Origin of the sequence: Kitasatospora sp. NPDC087315, assembly GCF_044744345.1 — a bacterium.
Lineage (GTDB): Bacteria > Actinomycetota > Actinomycetes > Streptomycetales > Streptomycetaceae > Kitasatospora.
The window spans coordinates 36,367-52,958 of sequence record NZ_JBIUYD010000005.1; the positions used below are offsets into that span (position 1 = coordinate 36,367).

The 16,592-nt window shown below is 73.8% G+C and carries 14 protein-coding genes; 8 read left to right on the top strand and 6 right to left on the bottom strand.

What is annotated here, in order from left to right:
- Window positions 1–39: 39 nt before the first annotated feature.
- Together aceE and ACIO5D_RS08950 are read left to right on the top strand one after the other, a co-directional pair.
- Window positions 40–2,727 (top strand): pyruvate dehydrogenase (acetyl-transferring), homodimeric type, encoded by a 2,688-nt coding sequence (aceE, locus tag ACIO5D_RS08945; RefSeq protein ID WP_400794433.1) that lies wholly within the window; start codon window positions 40–42, stop codon window positions 2,725–2,727.
- A gap of 147 nt (window positions 2,728–2,874) precedes the next feature.
- Window positions 2,875–3,654 carry an enoyl-CoA hydratase gene (locus tag ACIO5D_RS08950; RefSeq protein WP_363604561.1) on the top strand — a complete coding sequence of 260 codons (780 nt, stop codon included), beginning with the start codon at window positions 2,875–2,877 and terminating at the stop codon, window positions 3,652–3,654.
- 143 nt (window positions 3,655–3,797) lie between these two features.
- On the opposite strand, the gene ACIO5D_RS08955 is transcribed toward ACIO5D_RS08950, so the two are convergent.
- The gene (locus ACIO5D_RS08955) at window positions 3,798–5,657 is read right to left on the bottom strand and encodes an NAD-binding protein (RefSeq protein ID WP_400794435.1); all 1,860 of its coding nucleotides are present in this window, start codon (window positions 5,655–5,657) and stop codon (window positions 3,798–3,800) included.
- A 244-nt stretch (window positions 5,658–5,901) separates the two neighbouring features.
- On the opposite strand from ACIO5D_RS08955, the gene ACIO5D_RS08960 reads away from it, so the two are divergent.
- A complete protein-coding gene (locus tag ACIO5D_RS08960; RefSeq protein ID WP_363604557.1) occupies window positions 5,902–6,501 on the top strand; it encodes a DUF308 domain-containing protein in 600 nt (199 codons plus the stop codon).
- 214 nt (window positions 6,502–6,715) lie between these two features.
- Here the strand turns inward: ACIO5D_RS08960 and ACIO5D_RS08965 are convergent, their stop codons facing one another.
- Together ACIO5D_RS08965 and ACIO5D_RS08970 are read right to left on the bottom strand one after the other, a co-directional pair.
- Window positions 6,716–8,143 (bottom strand): CoA transferase, encoded by a 1,428-nt coding sequence (locus ACIO5D_RS08965; protein WP_400794437.1) that lies wholly within the window; start codon window positions 8,141–8,143, stop codon window positions 6,716–6,718.
- A 21-nt stretch (window positions 8,144–8,164) separates the two neighbouring features.
- Window positions 8,165–8,794, bottom strand: coding sequence for a LysE family translocator (locus ACIO5D_RS08970; RefSeq protein WP_400794439.1), 630 nt, complete (start codon window positions 8,792–8,794; stop codon window positions 8,165–8,167).
- A 120-nt stretch (window positions 8,795–8,914) separates the two neighbouring features.
- On the opposite strand from ACIO5D_RS08970, the gene ACIO5D_RS08975 reads away from it, so the two are divergent.
- Entirely contained in the window at window positions 8,915–9,373 is a 459-nt protein-coding gene (locus ACIO5D_RS08975) for an Lrp/AsnC family transcriptional regulator (RefSeq protein ID WP_363604553.1), read from the top strand.
- 33 nt (window positions 9,374–9,406) lie between these two features.
- On the opposite strand, the gene ACIO5D_RS08980 is transcribed toward ACIO5D_RS08975, so the two are convergent.
- Together ACIO5D_RS08980 and ACIO5D_RS08985 are read right to left on the bottom strand one after the other, a co-directional pair.
- Window positions 9,407–10,675, bottom strand: coding sequence for a cytochrome P450 (locus ACIO5D_RS08980; RefSeq protein WP_400794441.1), 1,269 nt, complete (start codon window positions 10,673–10,675; stop codon window positions 9,407–9,409).
- A 109-nt stretch (window positions 10,676–10,784) separates the two neighbouring features.
- Window positions 10,785–10,943 (bottom strand): hypothetical protein, encoded by a 159-nt coding sequence (locus ACIO5D_RS08985; protein ID WP_400649831.1) that lies wholly within the window; start codon window positions 10,941–10,943, stop codon window positions 10,785–10,787.
- A gap of 275 nt (window positions 10,944–11,218) precedes the next feature.
- On the opposite strand from ACIO5D_RS08985, the gene ACIO5D_RS08990 reads away from it, so the two are divergent.
- A complete protein-coding gene (locus ACIO5D_RS08990) occupies window positions 11,219–12,127 on the top strand; it encodes a hypothetical protein (RefSeq protein WP_400794443.1) in 909 nt (302 codons plus the stop codon).
- Between the two features lie 237 nt (window positions 12,128–12,364).
- Here the strand turns inward: ACIO5D_RS08990 and ACIO5D_RS08995 are convergent, their stop codons facing one another.
- Window positions 12,365–12,703 carry a zf-HC2 domain-containing protein gene (locus ACIO5D_RS08995; protein WP_363604549.1) on the bottom strand — a complete coding sequence of 113 codons (339 nt, stop codon included), beginning with the start codon at window positions 12,701–12,703 and terminating at the stop codon, window positions 12,365–12,367.
- Between ACIO5D_RS08995 and ACIO5D_RS09000 the strand changes: the two genes are divergently transcribed.
- The 3 genes from ACIO5D_RS09000 to ACIO5D_RS09010 all read left to right on the top strand — a co-directional run bounded on the left by ACIO5D_RS09000 (window position 12,702) and on the right by ACIO5D_RS09010 (window position 16,528).
- On the top strand, window positions 12,702–13,349 hold the full coding sequence (locus tag ACIO5D_RS09000; protein WP_400794446.1) for a sigma-70 family RNA polymerase sigma factor: 648 nt from the start codon (window positions 12,702–12,704) through the stop codon (window positions 13,347–13,349). The genes ACIO5D_RS08995 and ACIO5D_RS09000 overlap by 2 nt on opposite strands.
- 311 nt (window positions 13,350–13,660) lie before the next feature.
- Window positions 13,661–15,052 carry an MFS transporter gene (locus ACIO5D_RS09005; protein WP_400649842.1) on the top strand — a complete coding sequence of 464 codons (1,392 nt, stop codon included), beginning with the start codon at window positions 13,661–13,663 and terminating at the stop codon, window positions 15,050–15,052.
- Window positions 15,053–15,181: 129 nt separating this feature from the next.
- Window positions 15,182–16,528, top strand: a complete 1,347-nt coding sequence (locus ACIO5D_RS09010; protein ID WP_363604544.1) for a cytochrome P450 — start codon at window positions 15,182–15,184, stop codon at window positions 16,526–16,528.
- Window positions 16,529–16,592: the final 64 nt, after the last annotated feature.

A 16,592-nucleotide genomic window follows, 5' to 3' on the forward strand; every position in this document is an offset into this window, starting at 1 on the left:
ACCCGGCAACGACGCACACCCGGCAAAGGGGAACCACCCGTGTCCCAGCTCGACCAGCTTCCCGACCACGACCCGGAGGAGGTCGCGGAGTGGCGCGCCTCGCTGGACGCCGCCAGCGACTTCGGCGGACCGCATCGCGCCGCCCACCTGCTGCGCCGCCTCGTCGAGCACGCCGAACTACGGCGCCTCGACGTGCCGCCGCTGCTGGAGACCCCGTACGTCAACACCATCCCGACCGCCGCCGAACCGGCCTTCCCCGGCGACGAGGCGATGGAGCGGCGGATCACCGCCTGGAACCGCTGGAACGCCGCCGCCATGGTGACCAGGGGCAACCAGCGCGGCGGCCTGGGTGGACACATGGCCACCTACGCCTCCGCCGCCTGGCTCTACGAGGTCGGCTTCCAGCACTTCTTCCGCGGCAAGGAGACCGACGGCTCCGGCGACCAGCTCTACCTCCAGGGCCACGCCTCGCCGGGGATCTACGCCCGGGCGTTTCTCGAAGGACGCATCGACGAGGCCCAGTTGGACCGCTTCCGGCAGGAGGCCGGCGGAGGCGGCCTGCCGTCGTATCCGCACCCGCGCCGGCTGCCGTGGTTCTGGGAGTTCCCGACCGTCTCGATGGGCCTCGGCCCGCTGTCCGCGATCCACCAGGCCCGGTTCAACCGGTACCTGACCGCGCGCGGCATCAAGGACACCTCCCGATCGCACGTCTGGGCGTTCCTCGGGGACGGCGAGATGGACGAGCCCGAGGCCACCGCCGCCCTGGCGCTGGCCTCCCGCGAGGGGCTGGACAACCTCACCTTCGTGATCAACTGCAACCTCCAGCGGCTGGACGGCCCGGTACGCGGCAACGGCAAGATCGTGCAGGAGCTGGAGCGGCAGTTCCGGGCCGCGGGCTGGCACGTCGTCAAATCGCTCTGGGGCGAGGCCTGGGACGATCTGCTGGCACGAGACACCACCGGCGCGCTCGTCCGCCGGCTGCGCGAGGTGCCGGACGGACAGTTCCAGACCTACGCCGCCTCGGACGCCGGCTATCTGCGCGACCACCTCTTCACCAGGCCGGGCGACCCCGCGCTGCGCGCTCTCGCCGACACCCTGGACGACGCGCGCCTGCTGGAGACCGTCGCCACCTCCCGGGCCGGCCACGAGCCGCGCAAGGTGTACGCGGCGTACCGGGCCGCGCTGGAACACCGGGGCGCACCGACCGTCGTGCTGGTCCAGACCGTCAAGGGCTGGACGCTCGGCCCGGGATTCGAGGCCCGCAACGCCAACCACCAGATGAAGAAGCTCTCCGGCAGCGAGTTCCGCGCCATGCGCGATCTTCTCGAACTCCCCATCCCCGACAGCGTGCTGGGCGAGGGTCTGGTCCCGTACGCACACCCGGGACCGGACTCCCCCGAGGCCCGGTACCTCCGCGAGCGCCGTGCCGCGCTCGGCGGGCCGGCGCCCGCCCGCCGGGTGCGCTTCACCCCGCTTCCCGAGCTGCCCGACCGGCCGTTCGAGGCGCTGCGCAAGGGCTCGGGCAGCCAGGAGATCGCCACCACCATGGCCTTCGTCCGCCTGGTCAAGGAGCTGATGCGGGACGGTGCGACCGGCCACCGCTGGGTGCCGATCGTCCCCGACGAGGCCCGGACCTTCGGCATGGAGTCGCTCTTCCCCACCGCCGGCATCTACTCGCCACTGGGCCAGACGTACGACCCGGTGGACCGCGACCAACTGCTGCACTACAAGGAGTCGGCGACCGGCCAGATCCTCAACGAGGGCATCACCGAGGCCGGTTCGATGGCCTCGCTGACGGCCGCCGCCACCGCGTACGCCACCCACGGCGAGGCGGTGATCCCGTTCTACATCTTCTACTCGATGTTCGGCTGGCAGCGCACCGCCGACCAGATGTGGGCGCTGGCCGACCAGTTGGGCCGGGGCTTCCTGGTCGGCGCCACCGCCGGGCGCACCACCATGACCGGCGAAGGGCTGCAACACGCCGACGGGCACTCGCAGTTGATCGCCTCCACCAACCCGGCCGCACTCTCCTACGACCCTGCGTTCGCCTACGAGATCGCGGTGATCGTGCGCGAGGGCCTGCGCCGGATGTACGGGCCGGACGGCGAGGACGTCTTCTACTACGTCACCGTCTACAACGAGACCCGGCCGCAGCCGCCGATACCCACGGGCGAGGGCGTCACCGAGGGCATCCTGCGTGGCCTCTACCGCTTCCGCGAGGCCGACCGCCCGGGGCCGGACGCGCCCCGGATCCAGCTGCTCGCCTCCGGCACCGCCGTGCACTGGGCGCTCGCCGCGCAGCGCCTGCTCGGCGAGGAGTGGGGGGTGGCGGCGGACGTCTGGTCGGCGCCGTCCTGGACGGAGCTGCGCCGCGAGGCGCTCGCCTGCGACGCCGCCAACCTGGCCGGGGCCGCCGCCGGGACGGGCGGCACCGCCCGCGTCCCGTACCTGACCCGGGTCCTGGCGGGCGCGCCCGGACCGGTGCTGGCCGTCAGCGACTGGATGCGTGCGGTGCCGGACCAGATCCGCCCCTGGGTGGAGCAGGACTGGACCTCGCTCGGCACCGACGGCTTCGGCCTCTCCGACAGCCGCGCCGCCGCCCGCCGCCACTTCGGCGTGGACGCCGAGTCGGTCACCGTGGCCGCGCTCGCCGCGCTGGCCCGCCGGGGCGAGGTCAAACCGGAGGCCGTCCAGCAGGCCGCCGGGCGGTACGACGTCCGGTTCTGACCGGCCGCGCGGGCCACGGCCGGATCCCGGCACCCGTGACGACCGTCTCGCATGGCAAGACTGGCGCGAGGCGACCCGTGTCGTAGATCGTTGGGTGGTCAGGGCGCACCCACGTGGTGCCGAGCAGCGACATGGGAGTCAATGGCGATGACCGAGACCTACGAGACGATCCTCGTCGAGCGCAAGGGACGGGTCGGGCTGATCACGCTCAACCGGCCGAAGGCGCTCAACGCGCTGAACACCCAGCTGATGAACGAGGTCGTCACGGCCGCCACCGCCTTCGACCGGGACCCGGAGATCGGCTGTCTGGTGATCACCGGCTCGGAGAAGGCCTTCGCGGCCGGCGCCGACATCAAGGAGATGCAGGGGAACACCTTCCCCGGCGTCTACCTGGACGACTGGCTGGGTCCGTGGGACCGCCTCGGCGAGCTGCGCAAGCCGGTGGTCGCCGCGGTGGCCGGGTTCGCGCTGGGCGGCGGCTGCGAGCTGGCGATGCTCTGCGACATCCTGCTGGCGGCGGACACCGCGAAGTTCGGGCAGCCGGAGATCAAGCTCGGCGTCATCCCGGGCATCGGCGGTTCGCAGCGGCTGACCCGGGCGATCGGCAAGGCCAAGGCGATGGAACTCTGCCTGACCGGCCGGATGATGGGCGCCGAGGAGGCCGAGCGGGCCGGTCTGGTCTCCCGGATCGTCCCGGCCGACCAGCTGCTGGCCGAGGCGCTGGCCACCGCCGAGACCGTGGCGGCGATGTCCACCCCCGCCAGCATCATGATGAAGGAGAGCGTCAACCGCGCCTTCGAGACCACCCTCGCCGAGGGCGTCCGGTTCGAACGGCGGCTGTTCCACGCCACGTTCGCCACCGCCGACCAGAAGGAGGGCATGGCCGCCTTCGCCGAGAAGCGGCCGCCGTCCTTCACCCACCGCTGACGGGTTTCAGGTGACGGCCGACGAATGACGGATAACAGATAACAGATAACAGATAACAGATTTCAACATCTGTTATCTGTTATCCGAAACCTGTCGCCCGTCAGCTGGCCGCCGGACCGGCTACCGCCGGACCCGCCCACCCGTCAGCCCTCCCCCACCAGCGCCGTGTTGATGCGGGCGAGCCCGCTCCGGGTGGCGGCGACCACGATCCGGTCGCCGGGCACCAGCCCCCGGGTGCGGTCGGCGTAGTTCCACCGGTAGGCCCCGGGGCTGTCGGCCGGGCGGACGGCGATCACCCGGACGCCGCCCGGGTCCTCCAGGTCGTGCCGGTTCATCCCGACCAGGCCGCCGCCCTCCTCCGCCCGCAGTTCGGCGATCAGCAGCACATGCCGGAACACCGAGAGCGTGCCGAGCACTTCGCGCCCCATCAGGGCGGCGGCGAAGGCGGGTGCGGCGAGGTAGGAGACTGACCGGGACGCCGCGTTGTCCAGCGTGGCGTACACGTGCCGGGCGAAGTCGTCATTGAACAGCCGTACCACCACCCGGATTCCGGGCTTGCCGTGACGCGCCTCCAGAGCCGCCTCCAGGTTGGTGGCGTCGTCGCCGCTGACCGCGACCAGGGCCCGGCCGTGCTTCAGCCGGGCCCGGCGCAGCTGCTCCTCCAGTGGGCCGTCACCGACCACCACCGGGATGCCGAGCGCCCGGACGGCGGCGATGCCGCGCGCCTGCGGGTCGCGTTCGACGCAGACCACCGGCACGCCCAGCCCGTGCAGTTGGGCGGCGACCCGGGTGCCGACATTGCCCAGGCCGAACACGATGACGTGGTCCCGGGTACCGGCGCCGGGGTTGCGGGGCTGGCCGCGCCGGCCGGAGCCGAGCACCTCGACCATGATGGCGGTGGCGACCGGGGCGAAGGTGATGCCGCAGAAGGTGATCACCACTTGGGCGACCCGCTGCCAGGCGCCGCCCGTGCCGGTCCCGGCGGTCGCTTCGGCGGGCTGGTCGGGCTGGGCGGCACCGGCCAGGTCGAGCAGCGAGACGTAGAGCGACCAGCCGAAGTCCCGGTTGAGGTACCAGAGCAGGCCGAAGGCGAGCAGCACGGCGGCCAGTGCCGTGATCAGGACCAGCCGCAGCCGGGCACTGGTGAAGAAGCGCAGCGTGTCGAGCAGCCGCCAGCGCAGCCGGCGCCACCAGCCGATCAGGACCGGCGGCTCGCTGGGCAGCGCCTGCAGAGCCGCCACCCCGCCGGCCGCCACCCCGCCGACCGCCGCCTCCGGCTCCCCGGGCCCGCCCTCCTCCACCCCGGTCTCCGCGGCCGGTGGCGGTCTCCGGACACCACTGGGACGGATCGGCCCGTCGTCGCCGAACTCCCTGGCCAGCCGGACGAACGCGGCCGAGTCCCCGTCCTGGTCGGGCAGCAGGCGGATCCGGCTGAGGTCCTGTCGGTCGATCTGGTCGGCGACCACGCAGATCCGGCCGGAGTCGATGTCGCCGTCGTAGGCGATGTGCAGGAAGCGGTCGCCGACCTGGACGGAGTTGGGGCGTGAGAGCGCGGCGGCGGCGAAGGCGGGCGCGGCGGTGGCGGAGCCGGAGAGCGCGGCGCCGTTCTTCAGCAGGTGCTGGATGTTCTCGCCGAGGCGCTGGTTGAACATCCGGAGCACGATGCGGATGTCCGGGTTGCAGCCCTGGGCGCCGAGCGCGGCATGGATGTTCTCCTCGTCGTGGCCGTCGACCAGCGCGAGGCCGCGCGCGGTCTCGACCCGGACGGCCCGCAGTGCCTCCTCGGTGATGCCCGCGCACTCGACCACGGCGGCCACTCCGGGCAGTTGCTCGATCCACGGCGCGTGGTCGCGGGTGCGGTCCGGGAGCAGCACCACCACCGGAACCTCGTAGTGCTCGACGAGTTCCAGGACCAGCCGGTGGGCCAGCGCGTTGCCCCCGCAGACGATGTAGTGCTGGCTGATCGGCTCGACCGGAGGGGTCCCCCACCCTTCAGAAGTCATACCGCAGGACGGTATCGACGCCGGGTGAGCGGAAGATGTCATTCGGGTGACTGAGGAGCAATCAGTTCCGCTGCCGTTCGACAGACCCCGCCGTCCCCCGAACGGGCGTATCCGACGGGCGGAACCCCGCACCCGTGGCGATCATGAAAGACGTCCCCTGCCCCGTCGCTTCCCCCCGCAACCGCTCACCCCGCTCCCCCGATCCCCCGCCATCCAGCCATCCAGCCATCAGGAGTACGCCACCGTGGTCTCCCCACTCATCACCCCCGACGGTTCCCCGGTCGCCGGACCGCTCGGAACGCTCGCCAAGGCCGCCTGGCAGGTCCTGCTGCTCGCCGGACTCGCCTCCCTCGCCCTCGGGATCATCGTCTTCGTCTGGCCGAAGCAGACCCTGCTGGTGGTGGGCGTGCTGTTCGGCCTCTACCTGCTGATCATCGGCATCGTGCAGCTGGTCGCCGCCTTCGGCACGCACGCCACCACCGCGATGCGCGTCCTGGCCTTCATCAGCGGCGCGATCTGCGTGCTGCTGGGGCTGCTCTGCTTCCGCAGCGCCGTGCAGTCGCTGCTGCTGCTGGCGATCTGGATCGGCATCGGCTGGCTGTTCCGCGGTATCACCCAGCTCGCCGCCGCGGCCTCCGACCCGGACATGCCCGCGCGCGGCTGGCAGGCCTTCGCGGGCGTCGCCAACACGCTGGCCGGCGTGCTGCTGATGATCTGGCCGGTCGGTTCGATCGCCGCCCTGACCGTCCTCGCCGGGTGCTGGCTGGTGATCCTCGGTCTGATCGAGATCGTGACGGCCTTCCAGGTCCGCAGCCGGGCGAAGCAGATCCCGGCCGGTGTCTGAGCCCGCCACCGAACCGGAGCCGGTGAGCCGGGCCCGGCGAGCCGGGCTCACCGGGAGCGCCCTGGAGCGGCGGCGGAGTTCCGCCGCGGCGAGCCCCTCGGCCACGGTCAGGCAGTACATCTCGGTCAGGACCGGGCACCGCTCGCCGGGCCAGGTGCAGTCGGTCGCGTGAGCGGTCATGGCCCCGATGCCGGCACCGGGGTCCGGCGGCCCGTCAGCGCCAGACGGCCGCGTCCGTCCCCCAGCGCCCCGGCGGCCGGGCCCAGTCGGTGGGGCCGCCCTCGTAGGCGATCGGCGGGAGGGCGTGGCGCAGCCGCCCGTACGGGGAGCCGGTCTCGGCGAGCCAGGGGGCGGGACCGTACGGGCCCCCGGCCGTCCCCTCCTCGGGCCGGATGCCGCGGACCAGCCAGGACGCGGTGCCGGCCAGCGAGAACCGCAGGTGACGGCCGCCGGGCCGGCCGGTGCGCTGGTCGGTGAGGGCGCGCAGGACGGCGGCGGCGATCAGGTAGCCGGTGCCGTGGTCGAGGGCCTGGGCGGGGAGGACGCCAGGGCGGCCGTCGGCGGCGGCCGTCAGGGCGGCGATGCCGGTCCCGGCCTGGACCAGGCTGTCGAAGCCTCGGCGGTCGGCCCACGGGCCGGTCCAGCCCCAGGCGCAGAGCTGGGCGACGATCAGCCCTGGTCGGCGTTCGAGCAGGGCGTCGGGGGCCAGACCGTGGCGGTCGAGGGCCCCGGGGCGGTAGCCGTTGACCACGACGTCGGCCGTGGCCAGCAGGTCCTCGAAGGCGGCGCGGTCGGCGGGGTCGGCGAGGTCGAGGCGGGTGGAGCGCTTGCCGAAGCCGGTGTCGGCGTGGGCGTCCTCGTCCTCGGGCAGGTGCGGGGAGTCGATCCGCAGCACGTCCGCGCCGAGCAGGGCGAGGGTGCGGGTGGCGACGGGGCCGGCGGTCACCCGGGTGAGGTCGAGGACCCGGAGGCCGGCGGCGGGCAGCGGGGCGGCGGGCAGCGGGCGGGCGGGGGCGGCGTCGACGGTCCGGGACTCGATCAGGGGGTGGGTGGACTCGCCCGGGGGTGCGACGGCGACGGCGAGCGCCCCCGCCTCGTACGCGCGCTCCTGGATCCGGACGGCGGACTGCGCGCGCAGCGTCTCGGCGAACCGTTCGGGCGCGGTGTCCGGGGGCAGGCCGAGGGCGGCGAGCAGCCGGACCCTGTGGTGGGGGTAGTTGGCGTGGGTGCGGACCCAGCCGTCGGCGGCCTGCCAGAACCCGGAGAACGGGGCGAAGCCGACCGGGGCGCGGCCGTCGATCCGGAGGTGACGCTCGCTGACGAAGGCGGTGGCGACGGCGCCCTGGTCCACCCGGACGGCGGGAACGGGGCCGCCGTCGCGGTGGGCGGCGAGTTCGGCGGCGGCGAGCGAGCAGGCGGCGACGGTCGCCCGGGCGAGCTGCCGGACGGGCAGTCCGGAGGCCAGGACGGCATCGGGGCCGCGGAACGAGACCCGGTCCAGCAGCCCGGCGGGCCCGCCGACGGCGGCCCAGGCGTCCGCGGTGGGCCGGTCGCCGCCGGACCCACCGGACCCACCGGACCCACCGGGCTCAGCAGGTTCGGCGGGCTCAGCGGGCAGCGGGCGGAACGAACGCTCGGTCATGCCCGCATTCTGCTCCGGATCTCAGGCGCTCGCCGTGACGCCCGCCACCAGCATCAGCAGCACCGCCGAGACGGCGGTCAGCCGGCGGGCCGCCCGCGGAGTGCCGCCGAACCGGCCGCCGAGCCGCCCGCTGGCATGCGCCACCAGGCCGTAGACCACGGCGCAGGCCAGCACGTTGAGCGAGCCGAGGACGAGGACCTGCCCGCCGAGCGGCAGGGCGGCGGCCGGGTCGACGAACTGCGGCACCAGGGAGAGGTAGAGCAGCAGGCCCTTGGGATTGAGCAGGGCGGTGAGCATGCTCTGGCGCAGCACGGTGGCGGTGGGCTGCGGCCGGGGCGCGGCGAGGGCGGTCGCGGCACCGCCCCGGCGGAGGGCGAGCAGCATGGTGACGGCCAGCACCAGCAGGTAGGCGGCGCCGGTGAGGCGCAGCACGGGCAGGGCGGCGGGGACGGCGCGCAGGGCGGCGGCGAGTCCGGCGCTGGAGAGCAGGGTGTGGACGGCGTAGCCGGCGCAGACGCCGCCGACGGCGGTGAGGGCGGCGCGGCGGCCCTGGCCGAGACCGCGGGCGGCTATGTAGAGCCAGTCCGGGCCGGGGGTGCAGACCAGCAGCAGGTCGACCCCCAGGAAGAGGAGGAGGGCGTGGGTGTCCATGGGCGGTGACCTGTCGTGCTCGTTCGGGCGGTTTCCGGTCACTGACAGTAGCCGGATGAGGCTGGCATCCGATGGCCACTTCATGCCCTTCCGGGCCCGGTTTTGGCAGAATGTTGCGCCATGGACCGAATCGACCGCAGAATCCTCCACGAGCTCCAGCAGGAGGGTCGGCTGACCAACGCGGAGCTGGCCGCCCGGGTGGACCTCACCCCCTCGCCGTGCCTGCGCCGGGTACGGCAGTTGGAGCAGGACGGCGCGATCCTCGGCTACCGGGCGCTGCTGGACGGGGCGGCGGTGGGGCGGGGCTTCCAGCCGTTCGTGACGATCACGATGCGGCACGAGGACCGGGAGACGGTGGCGGAGTTCGAGCGCCGGGTCGCGGAGCTGCCGGAGGTGGTGGAGGCGCACCGGCTGTTCGGCGAGCCGGACTACCTGCTGCGGATCGCGGTGGCGGACATCGCCGCGTACGAGCGGTTCATCACCGATGTGCTCTCCGGGCTGCCGGGGATCGCGCAGGTCAACTCGCATCTGACGATGAAGCGGGTGAAGGCCGACCGGGGCATCCCGACCGGCGGGTAGGACGCCCCGGCCCCCCTGGAAGCCCCGGCCCCCCTAGAAGGTGAACCCCAGTGACCGGACCCGGTGGTCGAAGCTGGACGGGACCAGCTCCGGCTCGCCGACCGAGCGCACCTCGGGGAGCCGGGTGAACAGTTCACGGAAGAGCACCTTCATCTCCTGCCGCGCGAGGTGCGCGCCCAGGCAGTAGTGCGGGCCGCCGCCGCCGAAGCCGAGGTGGGGGTTGGGGGTGCGGGTGAGGTCGAAGGCGTCCGGGTCGGGGAAGACGGCCTCGTCGCGGTTGGCGGAACCGAAGAAGAGCACCACCTTCTCGCCCTCGCGCAGCAGGGTGCCGCCGGGGCCGCCGAGTTCGTGGTTGGCGGCCAGGGTCCGGCGGAACTGGATGATCGGGGTGGAGTGGCGGACGATCTCGTCCACCGCGCCGCCGAGGTAGCGGTCGAGGTCGCCGAGCAGCAGGGCGCGCTGCCCGGGGTGGACGGTCAGCAGGTGCAGGCCGTGGGCGAGCGCGTTGCGGGTGGTCTCGACGCCGGCGACCAGCAGCAGGGAGAAGAAGGCGCCGAGTTCCCGCCCGCTCAGCCGGCGGCCGTCCACGTCGGCGGTGACGAGGGCGGAGATCAGGTCGTCGGTGGGCCGGCGGCGGCGCTCGCGGCCGAGCTCGGCGACCATGCCCTGCATCCTGGCGAGGGCCCGCAGCCCGCGCCCGGGGACGCGGATGCGGCTGCGCAGCGGACGGGCCACGCCGGTGTGTTCGGAGGCGTGGTTGACCTGGTCGAGGATGGCGCGGCGGGGCTCCTCGGGGATGCCCATCATGTTGCAGATCACCTGGAAGGGGAGTTCGGCGGCGACCGAGGTGACGAAGTCCTCGGGCCGCCGCCGCACCACCCCGTCGACCAGCTGGGCGGCCACTCGGCGGATGTCGTCCTCGACCCGGGCGATCAGGCGCGGGGTGAACGCCCGGGAGACGATCCGGCGCAGCTGGGCGTGCCGGGGGTCGTCCAGGTTGACCATGGAGTCGCCGAACAGCAGCCGGACCCAGCGGGCGGGTTCGGGGGTGGTGACGCCCGGTCCGCTGAGGAAGACGGCGGGGGTGCGGCTGGCCTCGACCACGTCGGCGTGCCGGACCAGGGCGTGGAAGCCCCTGGCGCTGCCCGGGCGGCCGGCGGCGGGGCGCTCGCCGAAGTACACCGGGGCGGGCAGGGCACGCAGTTCGGCGAAGGCCGCGGCACGGTCGGCGGCGGGCAGCCGCCAGAAGCGGGGGTCGGCGAGGTCGACGGCCGGGGCCGCGGGTTCGGTGACTGTGCCCATGCCGGGCCTCCTGTCCGGTCGGTGCCCACCTGACGTGCTGTGACGAGCACATTTAGGGAGCACCGACCGAATGGTGTCAAACCGCAACGACCGTACGATTGAAGGATATTCAGACGGTCGCATGCAGGGTTCGGCCGCGGACGCGCGAGGTGATGTCCGTGCCGATGCACTCCACGAGGGAGAACACCGACAGCTCGGCCGTGGTGTCGATCGGACGGACCACCGCCGCGAGATCGTCCTCGCGATAGTCGTGAATCAGCCAGTACACCGTTCCGCCCGCCTCTCCGTGCCCACCGGCCCGTGCCGCCGCCGACCCGACGGCGCTCCGCCGCGGGGTGCCCGAGCGCTACGGGCGGGCACGGGCGGCGGTCCCGCGCCAGAACGGACAATCGAGTACTCGTCAACCGTACGAACCGTCTCTACCGCGCGACCTCCGGGGGTCCGTCGGCCCGGCCCGGCCGGGCGGGCCGGGCATACTCCCACCGGCATGGAACCGGCCAATACCGGAGGGGGCAGTACGGGGCGGTGGGGGCGGGTGCGACGATGAGTGCCATCGTGATGACCGACCGGATCCGCTCGCTGCGCGCCGTGGTCTTCGCCGCGCTGTGCGTGGCGCTGGCCGCCACGGCGCACGTCGCCATGGCCGGCGCGGGGGTCTCCCCGCCGGTGCTGGTGGGCGCGTTCGGCCTCACCCTCGGATTCACCTGGCTGCTCGCCGGGCGGCGACGCGGGCTCGGCCTGATCAGCGTCTGGATGGTCGCCGCGCAGAGCGCGCTGCACCTGGTGTTCGAACAGGCCGGGGCGCTCACCGCCGGCGGCACCGGTCTGGGCCGGCTCACCACGACGGACTGGACGGCGCTGCTGCTCTGCAATCCGGAGCGGGCGCCCGCCGGGCTCTCGCCCACCGATCTGGCCAGGATGGCCGGGATCGATCCCGACATCCCGCCGACCGAGGGGCTGCGCGCCGTGTCGGGCCTGCACCGACTGGGTTCGCACGGCGCGGCGGGTGTCGAGGCATCGAGGATGTCCGCGGGCATGCCGGGGATGTCCTCGTCGGGGATGTCCTCGTCAGGGGTCTCCTCGGAAATGGCCTCAGGGGTGTCCTCGTCCCATCTGCCGGGAATGGGCGGGATGCCTGGCCACGACATGTCGGCGCACGGCATGTCGGCCGGGATGATCGCCGCCCATGTGCTGGCCGCGTTCGCCTGCGCCCTGCTGCTCTGGCGCGGCGAGACGGCACTGGCCAGAATGTTCGAACTGCTGGGCGCGCTCGGCGCCGTGGTGGCCGGTGTGCTGCTGGTCCCGCTGCTGGCGCTGTTCGCCCGCCCGCAGGGGTACGAGCCCCCGGCCTCGCCGAGACCGGCCGAGCGGCGGGCCCGGCTCCCCCGGCTGGTGCTGCTCTCCCATGCCCTCGTCCGGCGCGGCCCGCCGGCGTTCGCGTCCGCCCTCTGACGCGCCCGCCGCCCGGACTCCGCCGCCGCGGGCAGGTCGCCCTGCGCCGCGCCGTCCCCTGACGGCCGCGCGCCGGGGCCCGGGCCCGCGCCCGCCGTCTCCTCCGGGACGCGGCTCCCCGCGCCCGCCCACCGACGCCGCCGGTGCCGTCCGCAACGGCACCGCGCCCAGACCTTGACCTCAGGACCTTCCATGCCTGACTACGACGGCGCACCGGCCTCGCCCGACGCCACCGTCCTACCGCACCGGCCCGCCGTCCCCCTGCCCGGGACGACCGGCCGAGACGCCCACCGCACCCACGCAGACCGTCGCGCCGGGGCCGGCCTCCCTGCCGGAGCCGCCCGACGTACCGGAGCCGTCCTTCCCCAGACGGGCGAAGAGCTGCGCCGACCACTGGGCCGAGGGCCCGTCGGGCAGACCCGTCAGGGCCGGCGCCCGCAGGCGTTCGGCCTGTTCCAGCCACTCCCGGCAGGCCGCGCACCGCGCGACGTGCTTGTCCAGCCGCCGGTCCGGCACACCGGCCGGCTCACCGTCGAGACGGGTGGACAGAGCGGTACGGAAATGGGCGCATCTCATGCGACCATCGTCCCGCACCGCCCGGCGGCCCGATCCGGCCGGGTGGGAGGCCGCCGTGGATGACGACCAGCTGACCGCGCTGGCCCTGGCCGCCCGCGAGGGCCGGGCGGCCGACGTCGAGGCGTTCGTCCGGGCCACCCAGCGGGACGTGTGGCGGTTCGTCGCCCACCTCACCGATGTGCAGTCCGCCGACGACCTGGCCCAGGAAACGTTCCTGCGCGCCCTGCGCAGTCTGCCCGGCTTCGCCGGACGTTCCTCCGCCCGGACCTGGCTGCTGTCGATCGCCCGGCGGACGGTCATCGACCGCTACCGCACGGCCGCCGCCCGTCCGCGCTGCGCCGCCCTGCCCGACTGGCAGGAGGCCGCCGAGCGGCAGAGCATCCCGCCGACCGCCGGCTTCGAGGACGGGGTCGCCCTCGGGGACCTGCTCGACCGGGTGCCGGCGCAGCGCCGCGAGGCCTTCGTGCTCACCCAGGTGGTCGGCCTGAGCTACGCCGAGGCCGCCGAGGTGGCCGGCTGCCCCGTCGGCACCGTCCGCTCCCGGGTCGCCCGCGCCCGGGAGGAGCTGATAGCCCGTCTCCGGGCGGCCGAGGCCGGCGATGTCTCGGCTCCGGCGCCGTCCGCCGAACTGGCGGCCGTCTGCTGACCGCACAGATCTAGAGCCCACCCGGGCGGCGCGCCCCGTACGGTCACCCCGTCGGAGCGCGCCGCCCTTCGCATGCCCGGACGACGGCACAAGTGGTGGTCGGACGGGCCGCGACCGGCCGACGAGCGGGTGGCGGGCAGGCGACGAACCTGTCGGCGGACGGTCAAGATCGGCCACCGAAGCAAGAATCCGGCCAACCGCAAGAATTCCTTCAAGTGTTCGGAACTGAAGCCCGCACACCTCCGACTGCTCTACCGGAACCCGCCGCCGAGGTGGTGTCCGGAACAGTGCGGGGGAAAGGAAGGAAGACCATGGCAGCGCAGCAGCCGCTCGCCACAGGTGGACTGAGTGGCGGCCAGGCAGAGCCGAAGGACCGGTGGAGCCTGGTCGTCGCGGCCGGCCTGCTCTCGTTCGTGGCGATGCTCGACATGAACGTGGTCAACCTGGCGCTCACCGACATCGCGGACAGCCTGCATGTCTCCTCCACCACCGCGCAGTGGGCCGTGCTCGGCTACCAGCTTCCGCTGGTCGCCCTGCTGCTGCCCGCCGGGCGCTGGCTCGACCAGGTCGGCACCCGGTCCGCGCTGCTGCTGGCGGTCAGTTGCTTCGCGCTCTGCAGCGTGCTCGCCTCCGTCGCCCCGTGGGCGAGCTGGCTGATCGCGGCCCGGCTGGCCCAGGGTGCCTTCGGCGCGGTGCTGTTCGTGCTGATGCCGGTGCTGGCCGCCACCGCGGTCCGGCCCGAACTGCGTGGCCGGGCCATGAGCGTGCCCGCCACCCTCGGCCCGCTCGGCGCCGTCACCGGCCCGGTGATCGGCGGGCTGCTGCTCGACCACGCCGGCTGGCGGGCCATCTTCCTGGTCAAACTACCGGTCTGCCTGGCCGCGTTGCTGATCGCCCGGCGGGACGCCCCGCGCGGCGGCAGGCTGCGGCTGCCCGACCGGGGCTCGCTGGGTGACGCCGCGCTGATCGGCTCGGCGGTGGCCGCCGTCCTGCTCGCGCTCACCCTCGCGCCCGACGCGCCGCTGTGGCTGCTGCTCGCGCTGCCCGCCGCCCCGCTCGTGGTCTTCTGGGCGCGCCGGCCCGGCGGTCGGCCGGTCATCGAGGTGCTGCGCGCCGCCGGCACCGCCGGGGTCAACGGCTCGGTGCTGGCGCTGGCCGCCGGCTTCGCCGCCAACCACTACCTGCTCGCCCAGCACCTCCGCCGGGACGACGGGATCAGCGCCACCGACACCGCTCTCACCATGCTCGCCTTCCCGCTGGGCATGGTGCTCGCCGGCCGCTTCGGCGGACGGCTGGCGGACCGCTGGGGCGCCCGGCCCACGGCGCTGACCGGCGCGGCCGTCACGGCGTTCGGCATGCTGCTGCTCGTCCCGCTGGACGCCGACTGGTCCTCGCTCGACATCGCCTGTCGGCTCGCGCTCGCCGGGGCCGGCATGGGCCTCAACGGCGGCCCGGTACAGGCGCTGGTGATGAGCTCCTCACCGCCGAAGCAGCTGGCCACCGCCGGCTCCGCCGTCCAGCTCGCCCGCAGCCTGGGCTTCGCCCTCGGCCCGGCCCTCGCCACCGCCGCCACGATGTTCGGCGGCACCGGCACCTCGGGCATCCGGGCGGGGCTCGTCCTGGCCACCCTGGTGGCCGCGCTCGCGGTGGCCCTTCTCGCCCTGCGCCACCGCACCAACGGCACCACCCGGAGCACCCCGTAACGCCCGGCACCATCCCGTCACACCGGTACGAGCCGCACCACTCGGGGACCCACCGCACCACCCGGCACCACCGCGCAACACCCCAGCACCACAGGCACCACCGACAACCCGACCGGAGGAACACCGCACATGACCGACACCGTGCACGATCCGACGGCAGGCAGGCCGGCCGGCGATGCGGCCGACGCCCCGAGCTGCCCCTTCGGATACGACAGACTCCCCGACCCGGTACCGCTGTACGGGCCGGAGTACAAGAGCGACCCCTATCCGCTCTACCAGCGGATGAGAGAGGCGGGCCCGGTCCACCGGGTCGAGTTCCCGAGCGGGATCGCCGCCTGGCTGGTGACCGGCTACCGGGCCGCCCACGAGACCCTCAGCGACCCGCGGCTCGGCAAGAACCACTCCCTGGGCAACGACGCCTGGCGCAAGCTCGCCTCGATCATGCCCGAGCCGCAGCACTCCCAGCTCCAGGTGCACCTGCTCCACCAGGACCCGCCGAAGCACACCACGATGCGCAAGCTCGTCCTGGACGCCTTCGCCCCCCGCCGGGTGGAGGCCCTGCGCCCGCGCATCCAGGAGCTCGCCGACGCCCTGGTCGACGAGTTGCCCGAGACCGGCGACGCCGACCTGGTGGCCGGCTTCGCGGCGCACTACCCGTTCCGGGTACTGGCCGAGGTCATCGGCCTGCCGCAGGAGCTGGCCGTCCGGTTCGACCGTGACTGGGGCAAGGTCGTCCAGCCGGTCGGTCCGCAGGACCCGGGCCGCCCGGCGTACGAGGGCCGGCTACGCGGCCTGCAGACGTACATCGCCGACGTCGTCACCCACAAGCGCGCCCACTACGACCCCGCCGGGCCCGATGTCGATCTGCTCGGCAGGCTCGTCACCGCTTGCGACGAAGGCGAGTTGAGCCCCGAAGAGCTCGACTCGATGGTGTTCCAGCTGCTCGTGGCCGGCCAGGAGCCCGTCACCAACCAGATCACCACCATGCTGATCACGCTGCTGCGCCACCCGGAGCAACTCGCCCGGCTGCGCGACGGAATCGCCGGAAACCCGGGCCTGCTCCCCCGGGCGGTGGAGGAACTGCTGCGCTACGACTCCGCGTTCGAGCTCACCACCTGGCGCTTCTTCGCCGAGGACAGCGACCTGCACGGGACCACCATCCCGGCCGGGGACTCGGTGATCATCTCGCTCTGTGCCGCCAACCGCGACGGCGAGCAGTTCCCGGACGCCGACGTCCTGGACTTCGACCGCACCCCCAACGCCCATCTGGCCTTCGGCCACGGCATCCACTTCTGCCCCGGCGCCGCCCTGGCGCGGACCGAACTCCAGGTAGCCATCGGCACGTTGATCACCCGGCTGCCCGGGCTGCGCCCGTCCGCCGGGCCCGGCCAGGAGATCGACGCACTCACCTGGGTGCCCGCCGTCCTGGCGCGCGGGGTCAACCAGCTGCCGGTCGCCTACGACAAGCGGGTCTGACCGGCCCCACCAACTCCCCGGCACCCCCTCAGCGTCCCGGCAACCAGTGCCGGGGCGTGGCTCC